This is a genomic window from Pseudomonas sp. B14-6, assembly GCF_013260315.1.
GTDB classification, from domain to species: Bacteria; Pseudomonadota; Gammaproteobacteria; order Pseudomonadales; family Pseudomonadaceae; genus Aquipseudomonas; species Aquipseudomonas mandelii.
On the sequence record NZ_CP053929.1, the window covers coordinates 4,841,454 to 4,864,618 of the forward strand.

20 protein-coding genes and 1 pseudogene are annotated in these 23,165 nt (G+C 60.9%); 9 read left to right on the forward strand and 12 right to left on the reverse strand.

All coding sequences use genetic code 11. From position 1 onward, the window contains the following. The first annotated feature begins 252 nt into the window (after positions 1 to 252). Positions 253 to 1,479: a 3-hydroxyacyl-CoA dehydrogenase gene (locus HP062_RS22160; RefSeq protein WP_172792032.1), complete on the forward strand. Its 1,227-nt coding sequence runs from the start codon at positions 253 to 255 to the stop codon at positions 1,477 to 1,479. A 162-nt stretch (positions 1,480 to 1,641) separates the two neighbouring features. After that, on the forward strand, positions 1,642 to 2,073 hold the full coding sequence (locus HP062_RS22165) for a thioesterase family protein (protein ID WP_010464723.1): 432 nt from the start codon (positions 1,642 to 1,644) through the stop codon (positions 2,071 to 2,073). Positions 2,074 to 2,141: 68 nt separating this feature from the next. Here the strand turns inward: HP062_RS22165 and HP062_RS22170 are convergent, their stop codons facing one another. The 4 genes from HP062_RS22170 to HP062_RS22185 form a co-directional block, all read right to left on the reverse strand. Then, on the reverse strand, positions 2,142 to 2,630 hold the full coding sequence (locus tag HP062_RS22170) for a glycine zipper domain-containing protein (RefSeq protein WP_010464721.1): 489 nt from the start codon (positions 2,628 to 2,630) through the stop codon (positions 2,142 to 2,144). A gap of 359 nt (positions 2,631 to 2,989) precedes the next feature. Next, entirely contained in the window at positions 2,990 to 5,338 is a 2,349-nt protein-coding gene (locus HP062_RS22175) for an FdhF/YdeP family oxidoreductase (RefSeq protein WP_172792033.1), read from the reverse strand. Further along, on the reverse strand, positions 5,335 to 6,174 hold the full coding sequence (gene fdhD, locus HP062_RS22180; RefSeq protein WP_154502599.1) for a formate dehydrogenase accessory sulfurtransferase FdhD: 840 nt from the start codon (positions 6,172 to 6,174) through the stop codon (positions 5,335 to 5,337). Before fdhD ends, HP062_RS22175 begins: the two co-directional genes overlap by 4 nt. A gap of 93 nt (positions 6,175 to 6,267) precedes the next feature. After that, entirely contained in the window at positions 6,268 to 7,155 is an 888-nt protein-coding gene (locus tag HP062_RS22185) for a LysR family transcriptional regulator (RefSeq protein ID WP_083375272.1), read from the reverse strand. A 137-nt stretch (positions 7,156 to 7,292) separates the two neighbouring features. On the opposite strand from HP062_RS22185, the gene lysM reads away from it, so the two are divergent. Next, positions 7,293 to 7,733 (forward strand): peptidoglycan-binding protein LysM, encoded by a 441-nt coding sequence (lysM, locus tag HP062_RS22190; RefSeq protein WP_010464714.1) that lies wholly within the window; start codon positions 7,293 to 7,295, stop codon positions 7,731 to 7,733. An 86-nt stretch (positions 7,734 to 7,819) separates the two neighbouring features. Here the strand turns inward: lysM and yrfG are convergent, their stop codons facing one another. Continuing rightward, entirely contained in the window at positions 7,820 to 8,482 is a 663-nt protein-coding gene (yrfG, locus tag HP062_RS22195) for a GMP/IMP nucleotidase (RefSeq protein WP_010464712.1), read from the reverse strand. Between the two features lie 90 nt (positions 8,483 to 8,572). On the opposite strand from yrfG, the gene nudE reads away from it, so the two are divergent. Beyond that, positions 8,573 to 9,139, forward strand: coding sequence for an ADP compounds hydrolase NudE (nudE, locus tag HP062_RS22200; RefSeq protein WP_010464710.1), 567 nt, complete (start codon positions 8,573 to 8,575; stop codon positions 9,137 to 9,139). Next, complete coding sequence (gene cysQ / locus HP062_RS22205) at positions 9,136 to 9,963, forward strand: 3'(2'),5'-bisphosphate nucleotidase CysQ (protein ID WP_172792034.1); 828 nt, start codon at positions 9,136 to 9,138, stop codon at positions 9,961 to 9,963. Before nudE ends, cysQ begins: the two co-directional genes overlap by 4 nt. 168 nt (positions 9,964 to 10,131) lie before the next feature. On the opposite strand, the gene HP062_RS22210 is transcribed toward cysQ, so the two are convergent. The 7 genes and pseudogenes from HP062_RS22210 to rfbB form a co-directional block, all read right to left on the reverse strand. Further along, entirely contained in the window at positions 10,132 to 10,587 is a 456-nt protein-coding gene (locus HP062_RS22210; RefSeq protein WP_010464706.1) for a YiiD C-terminal domain-containing protein, read from the reverse strand. A gap of 40 nt (positions 10,588 to 10,627) precedes the next feature. After that, positions 10,628 to 12,021 (reverse strand): annotated as a pseudogene (locus HP062_RS22215) (sigma-54-dependent transcriptional regulator). Beyond that, complete coding sequence (locus HP062_RS22220; protein ID WP_010464701.1) at positions 12,018 to 13,826, reverse strand: ATP-binding protein; 1,809 nt, start codon at positions 13,824 to 13,826, stop codon at positions 12,018 to 12,020. The pseudogene HP062_RS22215 and the gene HP062_RS22220 overlap by 4 nt, the downstream one beginning before the upstream one ends. 36 nt (positions 13,827 to 13,862) lie before the next feature. Beyond that, positions 13,863 to 14,732, reverse strand: a complete 870-nt coding sequence (gene rfbD, locus HP062_RS22225) for a dTDP-4-dehydrorhamnose reductase (RefSeq protein ID WP_172792035.1) — start codon at positions 14,730 to 14,732, stop codon at positions 13,863 to 13,865. Continuing rightward, complete coding sequence (gene rfbC / locus HP062_RS22230; RefSeq protein WP_010464697.1) at positions 14,729 to 15,274, reverse strand: dTDP-4-dehydrorhamnose 3,5-epimerase; 546 nt, start codon at positions 15,272 to 15,274, stop codon at positions 14,729 to 14,731. Before rfbC ends, rfbD begins: the two co-directional genes overlap by 4 nt. After that, on the reverse strand, positions 15,271 to 16,146 hold the full coding sequence (rfbA, locus tag HP062_RS22235; RefSeq protein ID WP_172792036.1) for a glucose-1-phosphate thymidylyltransferase RfbA: 876 nt from the start codon (positions 16,144 to 16,146) through the stop codon (positions 15,271 to 15,273). Before rfbA ends, rfbC begins: the two co-directional genes overlap by 4 nt. After that, the gene (rfbB, locus tag HP062_RS22240) at positions 16,143 to 17,225 is read right to left on the reverse strand and encodes a dTDP-glucose 4,6-dehydratase (protein ID WP_102593435.1); all 1,083 of its coding nucleotides are present in this window, start codon (positions 17,223 to 17,225) and stop codon (positions 16,143 to 16,145) included. The genes rfbA and rfbB overlap by 4 nt, the downstream gene beginning before the upstream one ends. Before the next feature lie 175 nt (positions 17,226 to 17,400). On the opposite strand from rfbB, the gene HP062_RS22245 reads away from it, so the two are divergent. The 4 genes from HP062_RS22245 (at position 17,401) to HP062_RS22260 (ending at position 23,058) form a co-directional block, all read left to right on the forward strand. Continuing rightward, positions 17,401 to 20,313 carry an aminotransferase gene (locus tag HP062_RS22245; RefSeq protein WP_172792037.1) on the forward strand — a complete coding sequence of 971 codons (2,913 nt, stop codon included), beginning with the start codon at positions 17,401 to 17,403 and terminating at the stop codon, positions 20,311 to 20,313. 297 nt (positions 20,314 to 20,610) lie between these two features. After that, positions 20,611 to 21,489 (forward strand): N-carbamoylputrescine amidase, encoded by an 879-nt coding sequence (gene aguB, locus HP062_RS22250; RefSeq protein ID WP_077747518.1) that lies wholly within the window; start codon positions 20,611 to 20,613, stop codon positions 21,487 to 21,489. Between the two features lie 4 nt (positions 21,490 to 21,493). Next, positions 21,494 to 22,600: an agmatine deiminase gene (gene aguA, locus HP062_RS22255; RefSeq protein ID WP_077747519.1), complete on the forward strand. Its 1,107-nt coding sequence runs from the start codon at positions 21,494 to 21,496 to the stop codon at positions 22,598 to 22,600. Positions 22,601 to 22,845: 245 nt separating this feature from the next. Beyond that, positions 22,846 to 23,058, forward strand: a complete 213-nt coding sequence (locus tag HP062_RS22260) for a hypothetical protein (protein ID WP_010464685.1) — start codon at positions 22,846 to 22,848, stop codon at positions 23,056 to 23,058. Positions 23,059 to 23,165 lie beyond the last annotated feature (107 nt).

Below are 23,165 nucleotides of genomic sequence, written 5' to 3' on the forward strand. Positions count from 1 at the left end.
CCTGGCGAAACTTTAATCGAAGGGCCGCGATATATTCATCCGCCGATAGGCAGGTTCGGCTGTGCGGATCATAACTTAACGCTCCGCTGAAGCCCACATTCACCCAAGGTGCGCACAGGTCGGTTCCCGAATTTACGGCGACTTTTTTCGATCCATCCGCTGAATGTCCCTCATCACAGGAATAAATTTCAAAAATGCCCAGCGGCTGACTATGGTGAGGACTGTCTTTGGATCGCCAACAAGAGAGCAAACATGAGCCAGACACCGTTCAACATTCAGCGCGCCGCCGTGATTGGTGCGGGCACCATGGGCCGTGGCATTGTCATGTGCCTGGCCAATGCCGGGGTGCCGGTCCAATGGGTCGATAACAACCCGCAGATGCTGGAACAGGCGCTGATTACCGTGGCGGACACCTACGCGCACAATGTGCGCCAGGGTCGCATCGATCAGGCCGAGGCGGATGCGCGCATCGCTCGGGTCACGGCAGCGGCTGATTATGCGGCGATCCGCGAGGTTGATCTGGTGATCGAAGCGGTTTACGAAAACCTGGAGCTCAAGCAAAAGATTTTCCGCGAACTGGACGGGCTGCTCAAACCCGAAGCCATTCTGGCCAGCAACACTTCAGCGCTGGATATCGACGCCATCGCCGCGGCGACTCGCCGTCCGGCTCAGGTCCTGGGGCTGCACTTCTTCAGCCCGGCGCACATCATGAAATTGCTGGAAATCGTTCGCGGTGCGAAGACTTCGCCCGCCGTACTCGATGCGGCGCTGGAGCTGGGCACGCGCATGGGCAAGGTCAGCGTGGTGGCGGGCAACTGTGAGGGTTTCATCGGCAACCGCATGCTCAATACCTACGTGCTTGAAGCGCGCAAGATGCTGCTTGAGGGCGCTTATCCCTATCAGGTGGATGCGGCGTTGCAAGGCTTCGGTTTTGCCATGGGGCCGTTTCGCATGTACGACGTGGTGGGCGTCGACCTGGGATGGCGGGCTCGGGAACTGGCAGGCACAGGCCAGGATGCGCCTGAGGTTCAGGTGGATAACCGTCTGTGCGAACTGGGCCGATTTGGTCAGAAGAGCGGCAATGGCTATTACCACTATGAGCAGGGTAGTCGACAGGCAGAACACGACCCTGAAGTCGATGCGCTGGTGCTAAGTGTTAGCGAAGGGCTTGGCTTCCAGCGTCGTGAGATAAGCCCTGAGGAAATTCTCGAGCGCTGTCTGCTGGCGCTGGTCAATGAAGGCGCGAAGATCCTTCAGGAAGGTATTGCGGGGTCGGCGCACGACATTGATCTGGTGTACCTCAACGGTTATGGCTTCCCGGCGGACAAGGGCGGGCCAATGGCGTGGGCGGATCAGCAAGGGCTGGCGGATATTCATCAGCGGTTGATGGCGCTGGAGGCTCGCCAGGGCGATCACTGGAAGCCGGCGCGGTTGATTGGTGAGTTGGAGTTGATGGGTAAAGGGTTTGCTGACAAGTAATTGATGCAGCGCCTGTGCCGGCGCTTTCGCGAGCAGGCTCGCTCCCACAAGGGATCTCGGTGGCCCACCCCTTCAAGTCTAAACATACAAGCGAGCCTGCTCGCGATGAATACAGCGCGGTATTCGCCTTAGACTGGCAATCCAACTCCAGGAATCGACACGATGTCCAACCCGATGCCCCAACGCACCGACTACCCGCACTTCCAGCCCATCACCACCCGCTGGCACGACAACGACGCCTACGGTCACGTCAACAACGTCACTTACTACAGCTTCTTCGACACGGCAGTGAATACCTACCTGATCGAAATCGGTGGCCTGGATATCCATGACGGCGAGGTGGTGGGTTTTGTGGTGAGTTCGTCTTGCGATTATTTCGCCTCCATCGCCTTTCCGGAGCGGATCGAGATCGGTCTGCGGGTGGGCAAGTTGGGTAACAGCTCGGTGCAGTACGAACTGGCGGTATTCAAGGCCGGGGAAGACGAGGCCTGCGCGGCGGGGCGCTTCGTGCATGTGTTTGTGGATCGGACGTCGAATCAGCCGGTGGCGATCCCTGCCGGATTGCGTGGTGCATTGGAGCGTCTGGTGGTTTGACGGACAAAAAAAATCGCAGCCCTTGGGCTGCGATTTTTTATCTATCGATCAGCGAAGCCGTTCAGGCCTCAATGATGACGATAGTGCTTGTTATGTTTGCGATGACCGTAGGCATGACCTCGGCCCGGGTGGCCGTCACGGTAGTAGCGACGATCATCGCGGCCGCCGCGATAGGAGCGACGATCATCGTCTTCATCGCTCTTGTTGCCCATGTAGTTACCCAGCGCGCCACCGGCGCCGCCGCCTGCTGCGGAGCCGATCAGGCTGCCGGTGGTGCCGCCCATGCTGCGGCCGACCACGTTACCGCCTGCTGCGCCCAACGCACCACCAATGGCGGCTTCGCCACGGCTGCGTTTGTCTGCGCCGACTGCGCTACCACCCGCGCCGCCCAAGGCCGCGCCAATGGTGGAACCAGTATTACCGCCAAGCGACTGACCGACGACCGAGCCAAGAACCCCGCCCAATGCGCCGCCCACACCTGCTTCGGTGGTGCCTCCGGCAGAAGCGAAGCCACTGACCAGGCCAAGGGACAACAAGAGAATCGAGGAGAACTTCATAGAGGAACCTCAAGGGGATGACGGCGCGATCCTGAGGCTGTGTCGGGGTTGTGACAATCGAAATCCGACGAGTAACACGACTTGAGCACATTTCTATAAGTTGCTGTTTTTTGGGCGGAACTTAACGGTTTTTCGCCGGTCTTTAGCTACTTCGGATAGGCCGTTTTTGTGAAAAAGCGGCCTTTTTTGTGGGCGATTGGAAAGTACCGAAAGGGGCCCGATCATGTGTTGTCATGTCGGACGCCTTCGCGGGCAAGCCTCGCTCCTGCAGGATTCGTGTCATGTACAAAAAAAATGCGTAAGACACCGATCCTGTAGGAGCGAGGCTTGCTCGCGAAGAGGCCAGACCTGCCGTCCCGTTAAGCCGACTTGGCCAAAATCAACCCGGTCTCACTCGCCATTTCCAGACGGATCGCCACAAACTTCGACGTTGGCGTATGGCTGCCATCCCCGGTGCTTTCCAGCGGCACCAGTGGATTCACTTCTGGATAGTAAGCAGCCGCCTGCCCCGCAGGAATATCAAACGCCAGCAGCGTAAACCCCTTCACTCGACGCTCACGTCCATCATCCCAGATCGAAACGATGTCAGCCTTCTGCCCAGGCTTGAACCCCAGGCGAATGATGTCCGCTTCATTGACGAACAACACATCCCGCTGACCCTTCACGCCACGGTAACGGTCATCCAGCCCATAAATCGTGGTGTTGTACTGATCGTGAGAACGCATCGATTGCATGATCAGGTCCGGCAACACGCCCGTGGCGCGGGTGCGTTCGTGCACCAGGTCCTTGGGCAGGGCGTTCGGGCGGAAATTGGCGCGCCCGGACGGGGTGTTCCACCTGCGTGCACCGGCGCTGTTGCCGAGGTAGAAACCGCCCGGATTCTTGATCTTCTCGTTGAAGTCGCGAAAGCCCGGAATGGTATCGGCGATCAGATCGCGAATGCGGCTGTAATCGGCCACGAGCCAGTTCCAGTCCACCGGTCTGCTGCCCAGGGTCGCGGCAGCGATGCCGGCGATAATCGACGGCTCCGAGCGCATCTGGTTCGACAGTGCCTGCAACTGGCCGTTGGAGGCGTGGACCATGCTGAACGAATCTTCGACGGTCACCGCTTGCGCGCCTTCGGCCTGGATATCGATGTCGGTACGGCCCAGGCACGGCAGAATCAGCGCATCTTTACCGTGGGCCAAATGGCTGCGGTTGAGCTTGGTGCTGATCTGCACGGTCAGGTCGCAATTGCTCAGGGCCTGGAAGGTGCGCGGGCTGTCCGGGGTTGCCTGGGCGAAGTTGCCACCCAGACCGATAAAGACTTTGGCGCGGCCTTCGGCCATGGCATGAATCGCCTCGACCACGTTATGACCGTTTTCACGCGGCACCTTGAACTGGAAGCGCCGCTCCAGGGAATCGAGGAACGCCACTGGCGGACGTTCGTTGATGCCCATCGTCCGGTCACCCTGCACGTTACTGTGGCCACGCACCGGGCACAGGCCGGCGCCCGGCCGGCCGATGTTGCCGCGCAGCAGCATCAGGTTGGCGATTTCCTGGATGGTTGCCACTGAGTGGCGGTGCTGGGTGATGCCCATGGCCCAGCACATGATGACGTTCTTGCCTTTGGCGTACATGCGCGCCGCTTGCTCGATTTCCACCAGGGGCAGGCCGGACTGCTCGACGATCTGCTCCCAGGAAGTGTCGTCGACGGTGCCCAGGTACTCCAGGACGTTGACGCTGTGCTCATTGAGGAAATCGTGGTCGAACACGGCCGGCTCACCCGCCTTCTGCGCGTCGCGCTCCCATTGCAGCAGGAATTTCGCCATGCCACGCAGCACCGCCATATCGCCGCCCAGCGCCGGGCGGAAGTAGGCGGTGTTGGTCGGCTTGTCGCCGTTGGTGAGCATTTCGATCGGGTGCTGCGGGTGCTGGAAACGTTCCAGGCCCCGCTCTTTCAACGGGTTGATGCACACCACCTGCGCGCCGCGTTTCACGGCTTCGCGCAATGGTTCGAGCATCCGCGGATGGTTGGTGCCCGGGTTCTGGCCCCAGACAAAAATCGCGTCGGCGTGTTCGAAGTCGTCGAAGGTCACGGTGCCTTTGCCGACACCGACACTTTGCGCCAACGCCACGCCGCTGGCCTCGTGGCACATGTTCGAGCAGTCGGGGAAGTTGTTGGTGCCGTAGGTGCGCACGAACAATTGATAGAGGTACGCCGCTTCGTTGCTGGCGCGGCCCGAGGTGTAGAACTCGGCCTGATTCGGGCTCGACAGGCCCTGCAAATGCTTGGCGATCAAGGCGAACGCCGCTTCCCAGCTGATCGGCTTGTAGCGATCGGTTTCGGCGTCATAGCTTAATGGCTCGGTCAGGCGACCCTGATACTCCAGCCAATAGTCGCTCTGTTCCAGCAACGAACTGACGCTGTGTTTAGCAAAGAAAGCGCCGTCGACACGCCGTTTGGTCGCTTCCCAGTTCACCGCTTTGGCGCCGTTCTCGCAGAACGCCACCATGCCGGCTTCGTTGGAATCGCCCCAGGCGCAACCGGGGCAGTCGAACCCGCCGTTCTTGTTGGTTTTGAGCATCATGCGCAGGTTTTTCAGCGCGTTGTCACTGGTCAACCAGGCCCGGGCAACGCTGGCCAGTGCGCCCCAACCACCGGCCGGGCCTTTGTAGGGCTTGTAGCGAGGGACGGGTTTCTGGTCGGCTTGACGGTGTTGACTCACGCTTGATTCTCCAATGCCGGGCTGTAGACCCGCGGCGCATTCTTCTGGGGCAGATGGATGAGGTTGAGGTTGTGGCGACGGGCCCATTGCACGGCAAGGCCCGTGGGCGACGACAGGCTGACGAGGGTCTGGATGCCGGCGCGCAATACTTTTTGAATCAATTCGAGGCTGCAACGGCTGGTGACAATCGCCAGGCCGCCTTCAGTCGGGATCTTCTGGCGGATGAGCCCGCCAATCAGTTTGTCGAGGGCGTTATGCCGGCCGATGTCTTCGCGGCCCAGCAGCAATTCGCCCTGACCGTTCATGAACACTGCCGCATGCACTGCGCCGGAGTACTGACCTAGAGGCTGGAACGCACCGATGCGCTGGCGCAAGCCATCGAGCCATTCGGCGGGGGGCAATGGGGCGCCGGGCAATACCTTGAGGTCTGGCAACGCCTGTTCAACCGCTTCCACGCCGCAGAGCCCGCAGCCGCTGGTGCCGGCCATTTGCCGACGCTGCTGCTTGAGGTTCCAGAACGCGCGGTTGGCGATGGTCACTTGCGCGTATTGCGCCGAGCCCGAGCCGCTGAGTTGCAGGTCATAGATGTCAGAGGCGTCTTCGATGATGCCGCTGCCGAGACTGAAACCGACGATGAAATCTTCGAGGTCCGTCGGCGTTACCAGCATCACCGCCTGACTGATGCCGTTATAAGCGATCGCCAACGCGACTTCTTCGGCGAGCGCGGTGCTGGCCGATTCGGTTTGTTGAAGGTCGCTGTAACTGTAGGTCTGGCTGGCGGCGGGTGCGGGCGCTTCAGAGGCGGGCGCCGCGCAGGCAGGGCGCTTGGCTTTCATGGGCATCACCGACGGTTTAGTCAGCTTTAAGCCTAGGCGCGTCAACATGTCGCGTCTAATCGCTTATACCGATCTACCGATAGATGACATCGATCAAGAAGCTGTCAGCGATTTCTGATAGATCGCAAAGCAGGCTTCGGCCAGCGCTGAACGCGGGGCGCTGCGACGCATGATCAGCCCAAGCCGGGCAAGGGTCTTGGCGTTTTCGATGGGTTGCAGACGCAAGTGATCGGTGAGGTTTTCCAGGCCGCCATCCAACGGCATCACCGCGCAGCAGAGGCCGCCGTGCACCGCTTGTAACAATTGGTGGACCGCGTCGGTTTGCAGAAGCGGCTGGGGTGTCAGGCCGCGGCTGTGGAAGTTGTGATCGATGGACTGGCGAAAGTGCATGCCGCTGGTGAGCATGCCCAAGGGCAACTCGATCAAGGACTCCCAACTCAACGGCGCCTCGCCAAAGCTGAAGAAGCGCTGATCGTAGAGCAGGCCCATGTGGGTTTCGCTGAAGGCCAGGGAGTCGAAACGCTCGTTGTCCAGTCGCTCCAGGTAAGACACGCCGAGGTCCAGGCGATTGTTCGCCAGTTGTTCGAGGATTTGTTCGGAGCTCAGGGCTGAGAGTTCAAAGCGCAGGTTCGGGTGTTCGGCATGCAGGCGTTGCATCAACGGCAGCGGATCGAAACTCGACAGGGGCACCACGCCCAACCGCAGCGTACCGACCAGATTGCCGCGACAGGCGGCGGCCTCGGCCTGCAAGCCGTCGTAGGCCGCCAGCACCGTGCGTGCCCACGCCAACACGCGCTCGCCCGGCGCGGTGAAGCCTTCGAAGCGCTGGCCGCGATTGACCAACGGCAGGTCGAGCTCTTCTTCGAGGCTGCGCAGGCGCATGGACAGGGTCGGCTGGGTGATATGACAGCGCGCCGCGGCCTGGCCGAAGTGGCGGGTTTCGTCGAGGGCGATGAGGAATTTCAGCTGCTTGATGTCCATCTTCGCTCCAGGGCGCGGTGAAGGTCGGGATTCTAGCGCTTGTGCCGGATCAGCGTCATTGGTCGGGTTGGAACCGGGGGTTTCAAGCTTGGTCTAGTCTTTTGCGTCTGGAACCCTAAACCCAAGGAGCGTGCACCATGAGTATTTTTAGCTTTGTGAAAGAAGCAGGCGAAAAACTTATCGATCTACTGACACCGGGCAACGCCAATGCCAGTGAGCAGTTGAAGGAACACATCAGCAAGGTCGGCCTGGGTAACCCGAATGTGCAGGCTACGGTGGACGGCGACAAAGTCACCGTCACCGGTGATGTGGGCAGCCAGGAAGAGAAGGAAAAGATTCTGCTGGCGGTGGGCAATATCGCTGGAGTTGGCAGCGTGGACGATCAGATGACCGTGACCGGGCCGGTGGTAGTGGCCGCAAAGTTTGTCACCGTCGTGAAGGGCGACACCCTCAGCGCTATTTCCTTGCGCGTGTATGGCGATGCCAACAAGTATCAAAAAATCTTCGAGGCCAACAAACCGATGCTCAAGCATCCGGACAAGATCTATCCGGGGCAGACGTTGCGGATTCCTGAGTAATCCTTAAGTCCGTTTGATGGCCTTCGCGGGCAAGTCGGAGCGAGCGATGCGGCGTTCCGACTTGCCCGCGAAGCAGGCGATAAGGTCTAAAGCCCTGCAATAAGCTCCCGATAATCCCCCACCGCCGCAAACTCCGCCGTGTCCTTCGGCCCTTTGCGACTGTCCGGCTCACTCACCGCCAACAGGTGCGCCACCCCAAAACTCTGCGCACTGCGCAGGATCGGCAACGTGTCGTCGATAAACAGGCTGCGAGCCGGGTCGAAACCGATGTCGGCCTGCAACGCCTCCCAGAACTGCGGATTCTCCTTGGGAAAACCATAGTCATGCGAGCTGATCAACCGCTCGAAGTAGGGCGCCAGTTCAATCCGCTCCAGTTTCAATGACAGCGAATCACGGTGCGCATTGGTGATCATCACCACGCGCTTGCCCGCCTGTTTGATCGCCGCCAGAAACGTGTCTGCATCCGGTCGCAGGGCGATCAGGTGGGCGGTTTCCAGTTTCAGTTCGCGCACCGGCAGTTTCAGCTCGGCGCTCCAGAAATCCAGGCAATACCACTGCAATTGGCCGGCGTTGCGTTCGAACAGCGGCTGCAATTCCATCTCGGCCATGGCCCGGCTGACCCCGTGCAACTCGGCGTAACGCTGAGGCAGGTGCTCCATCCAGAAATGGTTGTCGTAGTGCAGGTCCAGCAGCGTGCCGTCCATATCCAGCAGAACGGTGTCGATGTCGCGCCAGGGCAGCAGGGACATAAAAAACTTCTCCAGCGGTAAAAAAGATATCCGAGGTCAACAATCAGGATAGGCCGGGTATAGTAACCCGCTTACGCCAAGGAGCCTTTCATGCGCCAGAAACCCACCGTACTCGCCCGCGAGATCGTCGCCACCAGCCGTTTGTTCTGCGTCGAGGAGCTGAAGCTGCGCTTTTCCAATGGCGTGGAGCGCACCTACGAGCGCTTGGTCGGCAAAGGCGCCGGCTATGGCGCGGTGATGATCGTGGCGATGCTCGATGCGGATCATGCCGTGCTGGTCGAAGAGTATTGTGGCGGCACCGATGCTTATGAGCTGTCGTTGCCCAAAGGCTTGATCGAGCCGGGCGAGGACGTGCTGGCGGCGGCCGAGCGCGAGCTCAAGGAAGAGGCCGGGTATGGCGCGCGGCAACTGGAGCACCTGACCGAGTTGTCGTTGTCGCCCGGTTACATGAGCCAGAAGATCCAGGTGGTGCTGGCCACCGATCTGTACGAAGAGCGCCTGGAGGGCGACGAGCCCGAGCCGATGGGCGTGGACAAGATCAACCTGCGCGAGCTCTCATCCCTGGCGCAGAACCCGCGATTCACCGAGGGCCGTGCCTTGGCGGCGCTGTATCTGGCCCGTGATCTGCTGACTCAGCGAGGGGTGTTTCTGCCATGACGTTCCCGCATCCATTGATGGCGCCTGTGATTGAGCTGGCGCTGAAGGCTGGCGAAGCGATTTTGCCGTTCTGGCGCATCGGCACGGCGGTGACCGCCAAGGCTGACGATTCGCCCGTCACCGCAGCCGATCTGGCCGCCCACCATCTGATCCTGGACGGACTGACGGCACTGGACCCGAGTATTCCGGTGCTGTCCGAAGAAGACGCCAACATTCCCCAAAGCGTGCGAGCCGGCTGGCAGCGATGGTGGCTGGTGGACCCGTTGGACGGGACCAAGGAGTTCATCTCCGGCAGCGAAGAGTTCACCGTCAACATCGCGCTGATCGAGCAGGGCCGGGTGGTGTTTGGCGTGGTATCGATGCCGACCAACGGGCGGTTTTATGTCGGTGGCGCCGGTCTGGGCGCATGGCGTGGTGATAAAGGTGCCGAGGCGTTGCCGATTCAGGTTCGTGAGGTTCCTGCTGCGGGTGAGGCGTTTACCGTGGTCGCCAGCCGCCGGCATTCGAGTCCTGAGCAGGAACGTTTGCTGGCCGGTTTGAGCGCCAGTCTGGGTGAGTTGCAACTGGCTAATATCGGCAGTTCGTTGAAGTTCTGTTTGCTGGCTGAAGGCGCGGCGGATTGTTATCCGCGCCTGGCGCCGACCTCGCAGTGGGACACGGCGGCGGCCCAAGGTGTGCTGGAAGGGGCTGGTGGTGAAGTGCTGGATTTGAGCGGGAAGCCTTTTTGTTATCCGGCGCGGGAATCGTTGCTGAATGAGTTTTTTCTGGCGCTGCCGGCGAAGGCTGCGTGGCGAGAGAAGTTACTGGAACTGGCCCGATCCTGAGTTCACCCAAACCTGTGGCGGGAGCTTGCTCCCGCTGGGCTGCGAAGCGGCCCCAAAACCTAGACTCCGCGCAGCATCAGTTAAACCCGGCTGCCTGATGTGCGACTGCTGCGCCCGAGCGCGGACCGGCCGGCGGGAGCAAGCTCCCTCGCCACAGGTTTTGTGTCTTTACCGGTGCAAGACGTACTGCCCGGTAAACCTCACCGCATCCTCATCACTATCGGCATTGACGATCCGCGAATGCAACGCCAGCCGCGCCCGTCCATAGCGCTGATACATCGCCAGAAACTTCTTCCACACCACGGCGCTCGGCGCCTGGCAAATTGCAATCGCGTCCATGGTCACCGGCAGCGGATAAGTGATGTGCCCCTCTTGAATCACGATGTGCCCGCCTTCAATCCCTTCTTCGTGCAAGCGCAAATGCAGCCAGCCCCAACCTGCCAGCACCGCGCCGCAGTACAGGCTGCCGCCGAACATGGTGCTTTTGTGATTGACGTTGGCCTCCAGCGGCAAGTGCAGTCGCAGTTGCTGGTCGTGCCAGTCGAGCACTTTGAGGCCCATGTCCCGGGTCAACGGAATATCGCGGTGGAGGACTGATTCCAGGTGACGACTGTCGCGGCTCATTCACGGGTCTCTTTTTTAAAGATGATGATGGGACGGTAGCTCAATCGAGTTCGTCGGTGTGGCTGCTGGAGCCACCGTCGGCGAAGTTCAGGCCGTGCTTGCGCAGTTTGTCGTGCAGAGTCTTGCGCGGAATGCCGAGGGCCTCGGCGAGGCTGCGCACCGAGCTGTGAGAGCGCGCCAGTTCGGCGGCAATCAACGATTTCTCGAAGTTTTCCACTTGCTCGCTCAGGCCGCCGCTGACCACTTCTACGGTCATGCCGGCAGCGCCCTCCGGTGTGTTGTTGTCCAGGGCCAGTTCCAGGCCCAGGGCAAAACGTTCGGCGGCGTTTTGCAGTTCACGCACGTTGCCCGGCCAGGTGTGGCGCAGCAGCAGGGCGCGTTGCCCCGGTTGCAGTTCATGGGGCGGCAAGCCATGGCGGGCGCTGGCTTCGTCGGCGAAATACTGGAACAGCACCAGCGCGTCTTCGCCGCGCTCACGCAGCGGCGGAATACGCAGCGGCGCGACGTTCAGGCGGTAATACAAGTCGGCCCGGAAGCGCCCTTGATCGGCGGATTGACGCAGGTCTTCCTTGGTCGCGGCGATGATGCGGATGTCCAAAGGGATCAGTTGATTGCCGCCCAAGCGTTCGACCACGCGCTCCTGAAGCAAGCGCAGCAATTTCACCTGCACATCCAGGCTCATGCTTTCGATTTCATCGAGGAACAGCGTGCCGCCGTTGGCGAACTCGAATTTGCCGATGCGGCGCTTTTGCGCGCCGGTGAAGGCCCCGGCTCGTGACCGAACAGCTCGCTTTCCACCACAGATTCAGCCAAGGCCCCGGCGTTGATCGCTACAAACGGACCGCTACGTCGGCTCGACAAATCGTGCAGCGCCCGGGCCACGACTTCTTTGCCGGCGCCGGTTTCGCCAAGAATCAGCACGTCAGCCTTGGTTGCCGCCAGCGCACCAATTTGCTCGCGCAAGCGCAGCATCGGCGCCGATTGCCCGACCAGTCGGGTGCTCAGTTCATTGCGATCGCTCAGGGCCAGACGCAGGCTGCGGTTATCCAGAACCAGTCGGCGCAGGGCCAAGGCGCGGCGAACGCTGTCCAGCAGCGCGTCGCTGGCGAAGGGTTTTTCCAGGAAGTCATACGCCCCGGCGCGCATCGCTTGCACGGCCAGCGGCACATCGCCGTGGCCGGTGATCAGCAACACGGGCAACTCAGGGTCCTGGGCATGCAGTTCGGTCAGCAGTTCGAGGCCGTCCATGCCCGGCATGCGGATGTCGCTGACCACCACGCCGGGCCAGTCGCGCTCCAGTTGCCCGGCCAGGCCCTTGGCTTCGGCCAGTGGCAGGATTTTCAGGCCCGCCAGGTCCAGCGTCTGGCTCAACGCCTGACGCAGGTGGGGATCGTCGTCGATCAGCACGACCTGGACACGGTTATCGATGGTCATGCACTTCGGTCCTCGGACGGTTGCAGGCTCACACCCGGTGCGCCTGCGCGCAACTTCAGGGTAATCAGGGCGCCGCCTTCCTTGTGGTTGGCGAACGACAGTTCACCGCCGAAGGCGCGCATCAGGGTTTCGCAAATCGCCAACCCCAGGCCAAGCCCCTGGGTGCGGGTCTTGGTGGTGTAGAAGGGCTCGCTGGCGCGACCAAGGGCTTCCATGCAGAAGCCGGGGCCGTTGTCGCGAATGTACAGCGTGACACCGTCCGCGGTGGATTGGGCACTCAACCAGAGTTTACGCGGCGGGCCTTTTTCGGTCAGCGCGTCCAGCGCGTTGGCCAACAGGTTGCCGAGCACCTGGCGCAGACGGGTTTCCCCGGCCTCGACCCACAACGTGGCCGCCGGCAAATCGCGGATCAGTTCGACTTCCATGCTGCGCCGACGCTTGGCCAGCAACGCCAGGGCGTCATCCAGCGCTGGTTGCAGGGCGACACTTTCCGGCGCATGGCGATCGCGCCGGGCGAAGGCGCGCAAATGAGCAATGATCGACGCCATGCGTCCGGTCAGTTCGCTGATCAGCTTGAGGTTGCCGCGGGCATCGTCGGTGCGCTGATGATCGAGCAGCACTTCGGCGTTTTCCGCGTAGCTGCGAATGGCGGCCAACGGTTGATTCAATTCGTGGCTGATGCTCGCCGACATCGTCCCCAGCGCCGACAACTTGCCGGCCTGCACCAAGTCGTCCTGGGCGCGCACCAGTTCCTGCTGGGCATGTTCGCGCTCCAGTACTTCCTGTTTCAATCGACGGTTGAGGCCTTCGAGGTCACTGGTCCGCTCGGCGACCCGGCCTTCCAGCTCGCGCCGCGCCTTGGCTTCGAAGGCGATGCGTTCGAGGTAATGGCGGCGGCGCTGCATCATCAGGCCGAGCAGCAACATCAAGACCAGCAACGTCGCGCCGCCAATGGCGACAACGGTACGCACCGGGCGGTCGATCAGGGTGCGGGGGGCGAGGATGCTGACGTTCCAGCCGGTTTCGGCGATCTGCTGGGTTTGAGTCAGCCAGGCGTTGGGGTTGAGCCTCAATGGTTTCGGATCGCGGGTCGGGTACGGCTGGATCGCAGTGATCGCTTTGCTTTCTTCTTCGCTCAAGGGCCGGGTCGAGCGGAATCGCCACTCAGGCCGCGACGTGAGGATGACCACACCGTTATGGTCGGTCAGCAGCAGTTGTTCCGGGGTTTTACCCCATAGGCTTTCGGTGTGGTCCAGGTCGACCTTGACCACCAGTACGCCGATGATTTTCTCGCCGTTGCGCACTGCGGCGGCGAAGAAATAGCCGCGCTTGGCTGACGTGGTGCCTAAGCCGAAAAAGCGCCCGAGCCGTCCGGCCATGGCTTCGCTGAAATACGGACGGAAGGAAAAATTGCGGCCGACGAAACTGTCGTGTTTGTCCCAGTTCGATGCGGCCAGGGTCTTGCCCGTGGTGTCCATCAGGTACATGACTTCGGCGCCGGTCTGGGCGCTGATGTTTTTCAACAGGCGATTGGCATTGCCTTGGGTGACGCTGTCATCCGGCGCCCCGAGCACCGCGCGCAGGGCCGGCAGGTCGCCGAGGATCTGCGGCAACACTTCATAACGGTGCAGCGTGCCCAGCAGGTTGGCAACGTAAAGGTCGAGGGTCTGACGGTTCTGCCCGGCCAGCTCGCTGCGGTAGTAACGCTCGGCCAGATGCTCCAGCGGCCACAGCAACGGCGCCAGGCACAGCGCAAGCAGTGCGAGGCTGCGCCAGCGGGGTCTGCGGGGAAGGGTCGGAGTCATGAGCATCGGGCGCCTGTGGGTACAGGCGCATTATGCCTAGGCTTGCTCGTCAAGACACTCGCGCAGCGCGGTTTGCCAGTCAGGCTGACTGACGCCCCATTCGCGTTGCAGGCGGCTGCAATCCAGGCGCGAGTTCAATGGCCGGGCGGCCGGCGTCGGATAGTCGCTGGAGGGGATCGGCAGCAGGTTTGCGCAAGGCTTGCCCTGATCCCGCAGTGCCTGGCCGATGGCCTGGGCGAAACCGAACCAGGAAGTCTCACCCTGAGCGGTCAAGTGATACGTGCCCCAGGCCCCGGCCTGTACCGCTTGCCAGCGTTCGATCAGTGCGACAGTGCTGCTGGCGATCGTGCCGGCCCAGGTGGGCGCGCCGATCTGGTCGGCGACAATGCGCATCTCCGGCTTTTCTTGCAGCAGGCGTTGCATGGTCAGCAGGAAATTACGACCGTGGGTCGAGTAGACCCAACTGGTGCGCAGGATCAGGTGCTGGCCTTGTACCGCGCTGATCGCTTGCTCGCCGGCCAGCTTGCTCTTGCCGTAAACGCCGAGCGGGTTGGGCAAATCGGCTTCGTTGTAAGGCTCGGCTTTGCTGCCGTCGAAGACATAATCGGTGGAGTAGTGAATCAGCGGGATACCCAGCGCCGACGCTTCTTCGGCCAAAATACCCGGCCCGGTCGCGTTGATGGCAAACGCCAACTCCGGCTCGCTTTCAGCTTGATCGACCGCGGTGTGAGCGGCCGCGTTGATGATCAGGTCCGGGCGAACGCGCTGCACTTGCTGACGAATCTGTTGCGGCTGAGCCAGATCGAGCTGATCGCGACCCAAAACAACCCATTCGCCAACAGCACCCAGGCGAAGCTGCAACTCACGCGAAACCTGACCGTGCTGACCGCAGATAAGAATTTTCATGGAAACAGATCAGCCTCTTTCAGGCTTTTGCCGTTCTGATCCTTGGCCGACAGTTTGGGCGCTTCGTCCAGTTGCCAGTCGATGGCAAGCGTCGGATCGTCCCAGCGAATGCAACGCTCGGCGGACGGCGTGTAATAGTCCGTAGTCTTATAGAGAAACTCGGCGAATTCGCTCAGCACCACGAACCCATGGGCGAACCCTTCCGGCACCCAGAGTTGGCGACGGTTTTCTGCAGACAGGCGCACCGCTTCCCACTGGCCGAAATTCGGCGAGCTGCGACGGATGTCCACCGCGACGTCGAGCACTTCGCCGACGGTTACCCGCACCAGTTTCCCCTGGGTATTTTCCAGCTGATAGTGCAGGCCGCGCAGCACGCCTTTCTGCGAGCGGGAGTGGTTATCCTGAACAAACTGCGTGTCCAGGCCGGTCGCTTCTTCGAACGCCTTGGCATTGAAGCTTTCGTAGAAAAAACCGCGCTCGTCACCAAACACCTTGGGTTCAATGATCAGCACGCCGGGCAAGGCGGTTTCAATCACATTCATTGTTCTTCCCCGGCCAGTTTGAAGAGGTACTGGCCATAGCCGGTCTTGCCGAAATAGCTGGCGCGCTCCAGCAACAGCTCGCGGCTGATCCAGCCATTTTCGTAAGCGATTTCTTCGAGGCAAGCGACTTTCAGGCCTTGGCGGTGCTCGATGGTCTGCACGTATTGCGAGGCTTCGAGCAGGCTGTCGTGGGTACCGGTGTCGAGCCAGGCGAACCCGCGACCGAAGCGCTCGACCTGCAGATCGCCGCGTTGCAGGTAAGCGTTGTTGATGTCGGTGATCTCCAGCTCTCCACGCGGCGAAGGCTTCACCGCTTTGGCGATCTCGATCACATCGTTGTCGTAGAAATACAGGCCGGTCACGGCATAGCTGGACTTCGGCTTTTTCGGCTTCTCTTCGATCGACAGGGCGCGGCCTTCTCTGTCGAAATCAATCACGCCGAAGCGCTCCGGATCCTTGACCCAATACCCAAACACGGTGGCGCCGGAAGGGCGCATGGCCGCGTTTTTCAACTGTTCGCCAAAGTGCTGACCATGGAAGATGTTGTCGCCGAGGATCAGGCACACCGGATCGTCGCCAATAAATTCTTCGCCGATCAGGAAAGCCTGGGCCAAACCGTCCGGCGACGGCTGTTCGGCGTAGCTGAAGTTGACGCCGAACTGAATGCCGTCACCCAGCAGGTTGCGGTATTGCGGCAAATCCTGAGGCGTGGAGATCAGCAAAATATCTTTGATGCCGGCCAGCATCAGGACCGAGATCGGGTAGTAGATCATCGGTTTGTCGTACACCGGCAACAGCTGCTTGGAGACGCCAAGCGTGATCGGGTGCAGACGCGTGCCGGAGCCACCGGCCAAAACGATGCCTTTCATCATGCGAGCAGCTCCTTGGTATTGAGGGCGCCCAGGCGTTCGCCCTGATAACTGCCATCCTGAACGCGACGGCACCATTCCAGGTTGTCGAGGTACCACTGAACGGTTTTGCGCAGGCCGGTTTCGAAGGTTTCTTCGGGCACCCAGCCCAGTTCGCGCTCGATCTTGCTCGCGTCGATGGCGTAGCGCAGGTCGTGGCCAGGCCGGTCCTGGACGAAGGTAATCAGGTCAGCGAAATGAGCCACGCCTTCAGGCTTGTTCGGTGCCAACTCTTCGAGCAACGCGCAGATGCCACGCACCACGTCGATGTTCTTTTGCTCGTTGTGACCGCCAATGTTGTAGGTCTCGCCGACCACGCCTTCGGTGACCACTTTGAGCAGCGCCCGGGCGTGATCCTCGACAAACAGCCAGTCGCGCACTTGCAGGCCGTTACCGTAGACAGGCAAAGGCTTGCCGGCCAAGGCGTTGAGGATCACCAGCGGAATCAGCTTTTCGGGGAAGTGGAACGGCCCGTAGTTGTTCGAGCAATTGGTCAGCAACACCGGCAAGCCGTAGGTGCGCTGCCAGGCGCGGACCAGATGGTCGGACGCCGCTTTGCTGGCCGAATAGGGTGAGCTGGGCGCGTAAGGCGTGGTTTCGGTGAACAGATCGTCGACGCCATGCAGGTCGCCGTAGACCTCGTCGGTGGAGATGTGATGGAAGCGGAAGGCGCTTTTTTCCGGCTCGGCCAGCGTCTGCCAGTAGGCGCGAGTGGCCTCGAGCAGGCTGTAGGTGCCGACGATATTGGTCTGGATGAAGTCCGACGGACCGTCAATAGAACGGTCGACATGGGATTCTGCCGCCAGGTGCATGATCGCGTGAGGCTGGAAACGTGCCAGTACCGCACTGACGGTGGCCTGGTCGACGATATCGGCCTGGACGAATTCGTAGCGGGTGTCGGTGGCAATGCTGGTCAGCGACTCGAGATTGCCGGCGTAGGTCAGTTTGTCCAGGTTGAGCACTTCATGCCCGGTGTGCCGAATGAGGTGGCGAATCAGGGCAGAGCCAATGAAACCGGCACCGCCGGTGATGAGAATACGCATGTTGGCCAGCCTTTTTCTGTAAGACGATAAAGCGAATGAGCATAGCTTGTCGGCAGGAGCAGGGCGGTGCAAGAGGGTTGTTGGTCGTAATTGGCATTTGCCGCACCAGGGGGGGTTGATTCTCGACCGATGCAGTGGCGATATAGGCGCCTAATAACATTTCAGGGGTCGTTGTATGCCGCTCACCACGTTGATTCACCGCGCCAGTTTGCCCAGCCCGCAAGTGTCTGCGGAGCAAGCGCTAGAACTGCTGGAAGGGCATTACGGGCTGAGTGGAAGGTTGCACGCCCTGGGTAGCCAGCAGGACCTCAACTTTCGGGTCGACAGTGATCAAGGGCGTTTCGTCCTGAAAATCTGCCGTGGCGACTATTCGGCGCTGGAGCTGCAAGCCCAACATGCCGGACTCAAGCAGTTGGGTGAACACTCCGGCGTGCATGTGCCGCGAGTGATTCCTGCAATAAACGGCGCTGAACTGCTCACGCTGGAAGTCGGGGGGCAGGCCGTGCATATGCGCCTGCTCGATTACATCGAAGGCCAGTCACTGACGCACCTTGATCATTTGCCCGGTCCGGTGGTGGCCGGTTTCGGTCGGCTGTGCGGCGAAATGGACCTGGCACTGGCCGCTTTCGAGCATCCGGGCCTTGAGCGCACGCTGCAGTGGGATGCCCGCCACGCCAGCGCGCTGATTGGCCATTTGCTGCCGGTGATCAAGGATGACGCGCAACGCCGGTTGATCGCCGACGCGGCGGAACGGGCCGAGCATCATTTACTGCCGCTGGTGGACAAGCTGCCGGTGCAGGCGATTCACATGGACATCACCGACGACAACGTGGTCTGGCAGCGTGACTCGCAACGCCAATGGCAGTTGCAGGGCGTGATCGATTTCGGCGACCTGATCCGTACCTGGCGCATCACCGATCTGTCGGTCACTTGCGCGGCGTTGCTGCATCACGCCGATGGCGATCCTTTCTATATTTTGCCGGCGGTCCAGGCGTATCACGCCGTCAATCCGCTCACCCATGAAGAACTGCGGGCGCTGTGGCCGCTGATCGTCGCGCGCGCGGCGGTGCTGGTGCTCAGTGGCGAGCAGCAAGTCAGCATCGATCCGGGCAATGATTACAGCCGCGACAACCTGAGCCACGAGTGGGAGATCTTCCGCGTGGCCACGTCGCTGCCGCTGGAATTGATGGAAGCGGCGATTCTGACGTCGGTCGGCCAGACACTGCCGAGCATTGGCAGCGAAGGTTTCGCGCCGTTGCTGCCGAGCCTGGTGGGGCGTGAATTTGCCTTGATCGATCTGGGTGTGCTGAGCCCGCATTTTGAGGCGGGCAACTGGGAGCAAGAGGGGGTTGATCAGCGTTTGCTGACTGAAGCTGCGGCGGCTCACGGATTGGCGGCCAGTCGTTATGGTCAATACCGGCTGTCCCGTACTCGTCCAGATAGCTCAGGCGAACCCGACACCTGCCCGTTGCACGTGGAGTTGCGAGTGCCAAACGGCACGGCGGTCGAATCGCCGTTTGCCGGCGTGGTCCATCAGCCGGCGGCGGGTGTGTTGCAACTGGACGGTCCGCAACTGAGCGTGCGGTTGTGGGGCGTGACGCCGTCGCTGCACACCGGCGCGGCGCTGGTCAAAGGTCAGGTGCTGGGTGCGGTCAGCGGGCCGTTGATTGTGCAGTTGTGCCGAGGCGCTTCGTTCGATGCGCCGTTGTTTTGCACGCCGTCTCGCGCACCGGCCTGGCAAGCGTTGTGCCCGTCACCGGCGGCGCTGCTGGGGCTGGCTTGCGATGCTGAAGCCGAGCTCGATTCGCAGACGTTGCTGGCGCGCCGTGACGCCAGTTTCGCGCGCACGCAGAAGCATTATTACGTCGACCCGCCGCGCATCGAGCGTGGCTGGCGCAATCACCTGATCGACATGCAGGGCCGCTCCTACCTCGACATGCTCAACAACGTCGCGGTGCTGGGCCACGGTCATCCGCGCATGGCGGCGGTCGCCAGCCGTCAGTGGTCGTTGCTCAATACCAACTCGCGCTTCAACTACGCGGCGGTGGCCGAGTTTTCCGAGCGCCTGCTGAAGCTGTCGCCGGAGGGCATGGACCGGGTGTTCCTGGTAAACAGCGGCAGCGAGGCCAATGACTTGGCGATCCGTCTGGCATGGGCCTACAGCGGCGGTCGCGACATGCTCAGCGTGCTGGAGGCTTATCACGGCTGGACAGTGGGCGCGGACGCGGTTTCGACCTCGATTGCCGACAACCCGCAAGCCTTGAGCAGCCGTCCCGATTGGGTGCATCCGGTGATCGCGCCGAATACCTATCGCGGCGAATTCCGTGGCCCAGGCAGCGCGCCGGACTACGTGCGCAGCGTCGAACACAACCTGGCGAAAATCGCTGAGCAGAAACGCCAGTTGGCCGGTTTCATCTGCGAACCGGTGTACGGCAATGCCGGCGGGATATCGCTGCCGCCGGGTTATCTGAAACAGGTCTATGCGTTGGTTCGCGCCCAAGGCGGTGTGTGCATCGCCGATGAAGTGCAGGTCGGCTACGGGCGCATGGGTCATTTCTTCTGGGGCTTCGAAGAGCAGGGCGTGGTGCCGGACATCATCACGATGGCCAAAGGCATGGGCAACGGCCAGCCGTTGGGCGCGGTGATCACCCGCCGGGAAATCGCCGAGGCGCTGGAGGCCGAGGGTTACTTCTTCTCGTCGGCCGGTGGCAGCCCAGTCAGTTGCCAGGTCGGCATGGCGGTGCTGGACGTGATGGAGGAAGAAAAGCTCTGGGAAAACGCTCAGGTGGTGGGCGGGTATTTCAAGGAGCGGCTTGAAGCGCTGATCGATATTCATCCGTTGGTGGGCGCGGTGCATGGTTCCGGCTTCTATCTGGGTGTCGAGCTGATCCGCAACCGCGAGACCCTGGAGCCGGCGACCGAAGAAACCACGGCGCTGTGTGACCGGTTGCGGGAGTTGGGGATTTTCATGCAGCCGACAGGGGATTATCTGAACGTACTGAAGATCAAACCGCCGATGGTGACCTCGCGCCAGAGTGTGGATTTCTTTGTCGACATGCTTTCGAAGGTGTTGGGTGAAGGGTTGTAAGGCTTGATATCGCCTTCGCGGGCAAGCCTCGCTCCTACAGAATTTGCGCGATTTAAACGTCGTCGCATGACCTGTAGGAGCGAGGCTTGCCCGCGAAGGAGTATTCGGTAATACCGATTGTTATCGGGATTAAGTGCGTAAAACTAGACAGCCGGAAGATTAATTGCTTTTAAAGCCGATATTTATCGGCTATAAAGTCGCCATTGCTCACGGCGTGCCTCATCGCGCCCGTGCTTCCCGTTTCTGTCATCGGTCGAGGCCATACTCGACCCATCAGCACTTGCCCGGAGATGATTCATGAGTCGTATCGTTACCGTCGCCGCCACCCAGATGGCCTGTTCCTGGGACCTTGAAGCCAACATCGAGACCGCTGAGAAGCTGGTTCGTGAGGCAGCAGCCAAAGGCGCGCAGATCATACTGATCCAGGAGCTGTTCGAGGCGCCGTACTTCTGCCAGAAACCGAACCCGGATTACCTGCAACTGGCCACGACGGTTGAAGACAACGTCGCCATCAAGCACTTCCGGAAAGTCGCCAAGGAACTGCAAGTGGTGCTGCCGATCAGCTTCTATGAACTGGCCGGCCGTGCCCGTTTCAACAGCATCGCGATCATCGATGCCGACGGCAGCAACCTCGGGATTTATCGTAAAAGCCACATCCCGGACGGCCCCGGTTACCACGAAAAGTATTACTTCAACCCGGGCGATACCGGCTTCAAAGTCTGGAACACCCGTTACGCGAAAATCGGCGTCGGCATCTGCTGGGACCAGTGGTTCCCGGAGTGCGCTCGCAGCATGGCGTTGCTGGGCGCGGAAATCCTGTTCTACCCGACCGCCATCGGCAGCGAGCCGCACGACAAAACCATTTCTTCGCGCGACCACTGGCAGCGCGTGCAACAAGGCCATGCTGGCGCCAACCTGATGCCGCTGATCGCGAGCAACCGCATCGGTAACGAAGAACAGGACGGCTACGACATCACGTTCTACGGCTCGTCGTTCATCGCCAACCAGTTCGGCGAGAAGGTCCAGGAACTCGACAAGACTGAAGAGGGCGTGCTGGTCCAGAGCTTCGACCTCGACGAGCTGGAGCACATTCGCAGCGCGTGGGGTTCGTTCCGTGATCGTCGCCCGAACCTATACAATGCGATCAAAACCCTCGACGGTTCCCTGGAGTCCTGATCGCATGACCACTTTAAACAGCACCCCGCGCGCCGATGGCTTCTACATGCCCGCCGAGTGGGCGCCACAAACCCAGACCTGGATGATCTGGCCGGAGCGCCCGGACAACTGGCGTCTGGGCGGCAAACCCGCGCAAGCCGCGCACGTGGCCGTCGCCAAGGCCATCGCCCGTTTCGAACCGGTGACCGTGGCGGTCTCTGCCGGCCAATACGAAAACGCCCGTGCCCGTCTCGACGTGCCGAATATTCGTGTGGTCGAGATGTCCAGCGACGACGCCTGGGTTCGCGACACCGGCCCGACGTTCGTCATCAATAACAGTGGCGAAGTCCGTGGTGTGAACTGGGACTTCAACTCGTGGGGCGGTTTCGATGGCGGTTTGTACTCGCCGTGGAACCGCGACTCGCAGGTGGGCGGCAAGATCCTCGAGATCGAGCGCAGCCAGCGCTACCGTACCCAGGGCTTCGTGCTCGAGGGCGGTTCGATTCACGTCGATGGCGAAGGCACCCTGATCACCACCGAAGAATGCCTGCTCAACCGCAATCGCAACCCGCACCTGAGCCGGGGGGAAATCGAAGCGGTGCTCAGTGCTCATCTGGCTGTGGATAAGATCATCTGGCTGCCGGACGGTCTGTTCAACGACGAAACCGACGGCCATGTGGATAACTTCTGCTGCTACGTGCGTCCGGGTGAAGTATTGCTGGCCTGGACCGATGATCCGCAGGACCCGAACTACCCCCGCTGCCAAGCGGCAATGAAAGTGCTGGAAAGCAGCACCGATGCCAAGGGTCGCCCATTCACGGTGCACAAGATGCCGATCCCGGGGCCGCTGTATGCGACCGAGGAAGAGTGTGCCGGTGTGGACCCGGTGGACGGGACTCAGGAGCGTAATCCGAGCGTGCGTCTGGCTGGTTCCTACGTGAACTTCCTGATCGTCAACGGCGGCATTATCGCGCCGAGTTTCGACGACCCGCTGGACGGTCCTGCGAAAGAGATTCTGCAGGCGCTATTCCCGCAGCATGAAGTGGTGATGGTGCCGGGCCGCGAACTGTTACTGGGGGGCGGTAACATCCACTGCCTTACCCAACAACAGCCGGCGCCGCACAAGGAGTGAGTGGGGTTGTAACAGCCTGAACCGGCTGAAAAATCACCAAGACGCCGGTTTATCCCCGCTCTTCACCCAGAAGCCCGCAGCCCCAAAGGACTGCGGGCTTCTTTGTATCCACTTGTCGACACTTGGGAAACATTGGCACAGCTCTTGTATCTGTCACGGAGTGAAACAGGGAGGGGGAGGACTTCGATGTTCTGTCATAAACCTTGGATAAGTTAGCCGCTCACGAACCAGGAGAGAGCGCTGAAATGAACGCCGAAGTGAACGTAGTGAGAGAGCGGGCGTTGCATCCCCTGGCAGTTAATAGCGAATCGCTCCAGGTCCTGGCGCACTGGTTGAAGTCCAATGGAACGCGTCAGATCAGAGAACCTGATCCGCGCCGGATGATGATCGAGCGCTACCCCGCTGGTTTATTCAGCGAGGCGGAACTGGAAGCGTTGTGGGATGTGATGGAAGGATAAGAAGAAAAAACAAAGGATTGATGAGAGCGCTGCCGGGATGGCGGCGCTTTTTTATGGGCGATGGATTTGTAAGCTACACCCTGACCATTGTAGGAGCGAGCCTGCTC

What these genes read in the sequence shown, in the direction of transcription:
- HP062_RS22160 (WP_172792032.1), top strand. Translation starts at nt 253, where the DNA reads ATGAGCCAGACACCGTTCAACATTCAGCGCGCCGCCGTGATTGGTGCG.
- HP062_RS22165 (WP_010464723.1), top strand. Translation starts at nt 1,642, where the DNA reads ATGTCCAACCCGATGCCCCAACGCACCGACTACCCGCACTTCCAGCCC.
- HP062_RS22170 (WP_010464721.1), bottom strand. Translation starts at nt 2,630, where the DNA reads ATGAAGTTCTCCTCGATTCTCTTGTTGTCCCTTGGCCTGGTCAGTGGC.
- fdhD (WP_154502599.1), bottom strand. Translation starts at nt 6,174, where the DNA reads ATGAAAGCCAAGCGCCCTGCCTGCGCGGCGCCCGCCTCTGAAGCGCCC.
- HP062_RS22185 (WP_083375272.1), bottom strand. Translation starts at nt 7,155, where the DNA reads ATGGACATCAAGCAGCTGAAATTCCTCATCGCCCTCGACGAAACCCGC.
- lysM (WP_010464714.1), top strand. Translation starts at nt 7,293, where the DNA reads ATGAGTATTTTTAGCTTTGTGAAAGAAGCAGGCGAAAAACTTATCGAT.
- yrfG (WP_010464712.1), bottom strand. Translation starts at nt 8,482, where the DNA reads ATGTCCCTGCTGCCCTGGCGCGACATCGACACCGTTCTGCTGGATATG.
- nudE (WP_010464710.1), top strand. Translation starts at nt 8,573, where the DNA reads ATGCGCCAGAAACCCACCGTACTCGCCCGCGAGATCGTCGCCACCAGC.
- cysQ (WP_172792034.1), top strand. Translation starts at nt 9,136, where the DNA reads ATGACGTTCCCGCATCCATTGATGGCGCCTGTGATTGAGCTGGCGCTG.
- HP062_RS22210 (WP_010464706.1), bottom strand. Translation starts at nt 10,587, where the DNA reads ATGAGCCGCGACAGTCGTCACCTGGAATCAGTCCTCCACCGCGATATT.
- HP062_RS22220 (WP_010464701.1), bottom strand. Translation starts at nt 13,826, where the DNA reads ATGACTCCGACCCTTCCCCGCAGACCCCGCTGGCGCAGCCTCGCACTG.
- rfbD (WP_172792035.1), bottom strand. Translation starts at nt 14,732, where the DNA reads ATGAAAATTCTTATCTGCGGTCAGCACGGTCAGGTTTCGCGTGAGTTG.
- rfbC (WP_010464697.1), bottom strand. Translation starts at nt 15,274, where the DNA reads ATGAATGTGATTGAAACCGCCTTGCCCGGCGTGCTGATCATTGAACCC.
- rfbA (WP_172792036.1), bottom strand. Translation starts at nt 16,146, where the DNA reads ATGATGAAAGGCATCGTTTTGGCCGGTGGCTCCGGCACGCGTCTGCAC.
- rfbB (WP_102593435.1), bottom strand. Translation starts at nt 17,225, where the DNA reads ATGCGTATTCTCATCACCGGCGGTGCCGGTTTCATTGGCTCTGCCCTG.
- HP062_RS22245 (WP_172792037.1), top strand. Translation starts at nt 17,401, where the DNA reads ATGCCGCTCACCACGTTGATTCACCGCGCCAGTTTGCCCAGCCCGCAA.
- aguB (WP_077747518.1), top strand. Translation starts at nt 20,611, where the DNA reads ATGAGTCGTATCGTTACCGTCGCCGCCACCCAGATGGCCTGTTCCTGG.
- aguA (WP_077747519.1), top strand. Translation starts at nt 21,494, where the DNA reads ATGACCACTTTAAACAGCACCCCGCGCGCCGATGGCTTCTACATGCCC.
- HP062_RS22260 (WP_010464685.1), top strand. Translation starts at nt 22,846, where the DNA reads ATGAACGCCGAAGTGAACGTAGTGAGAGAGCGGGCGTTGCATCCCCTG.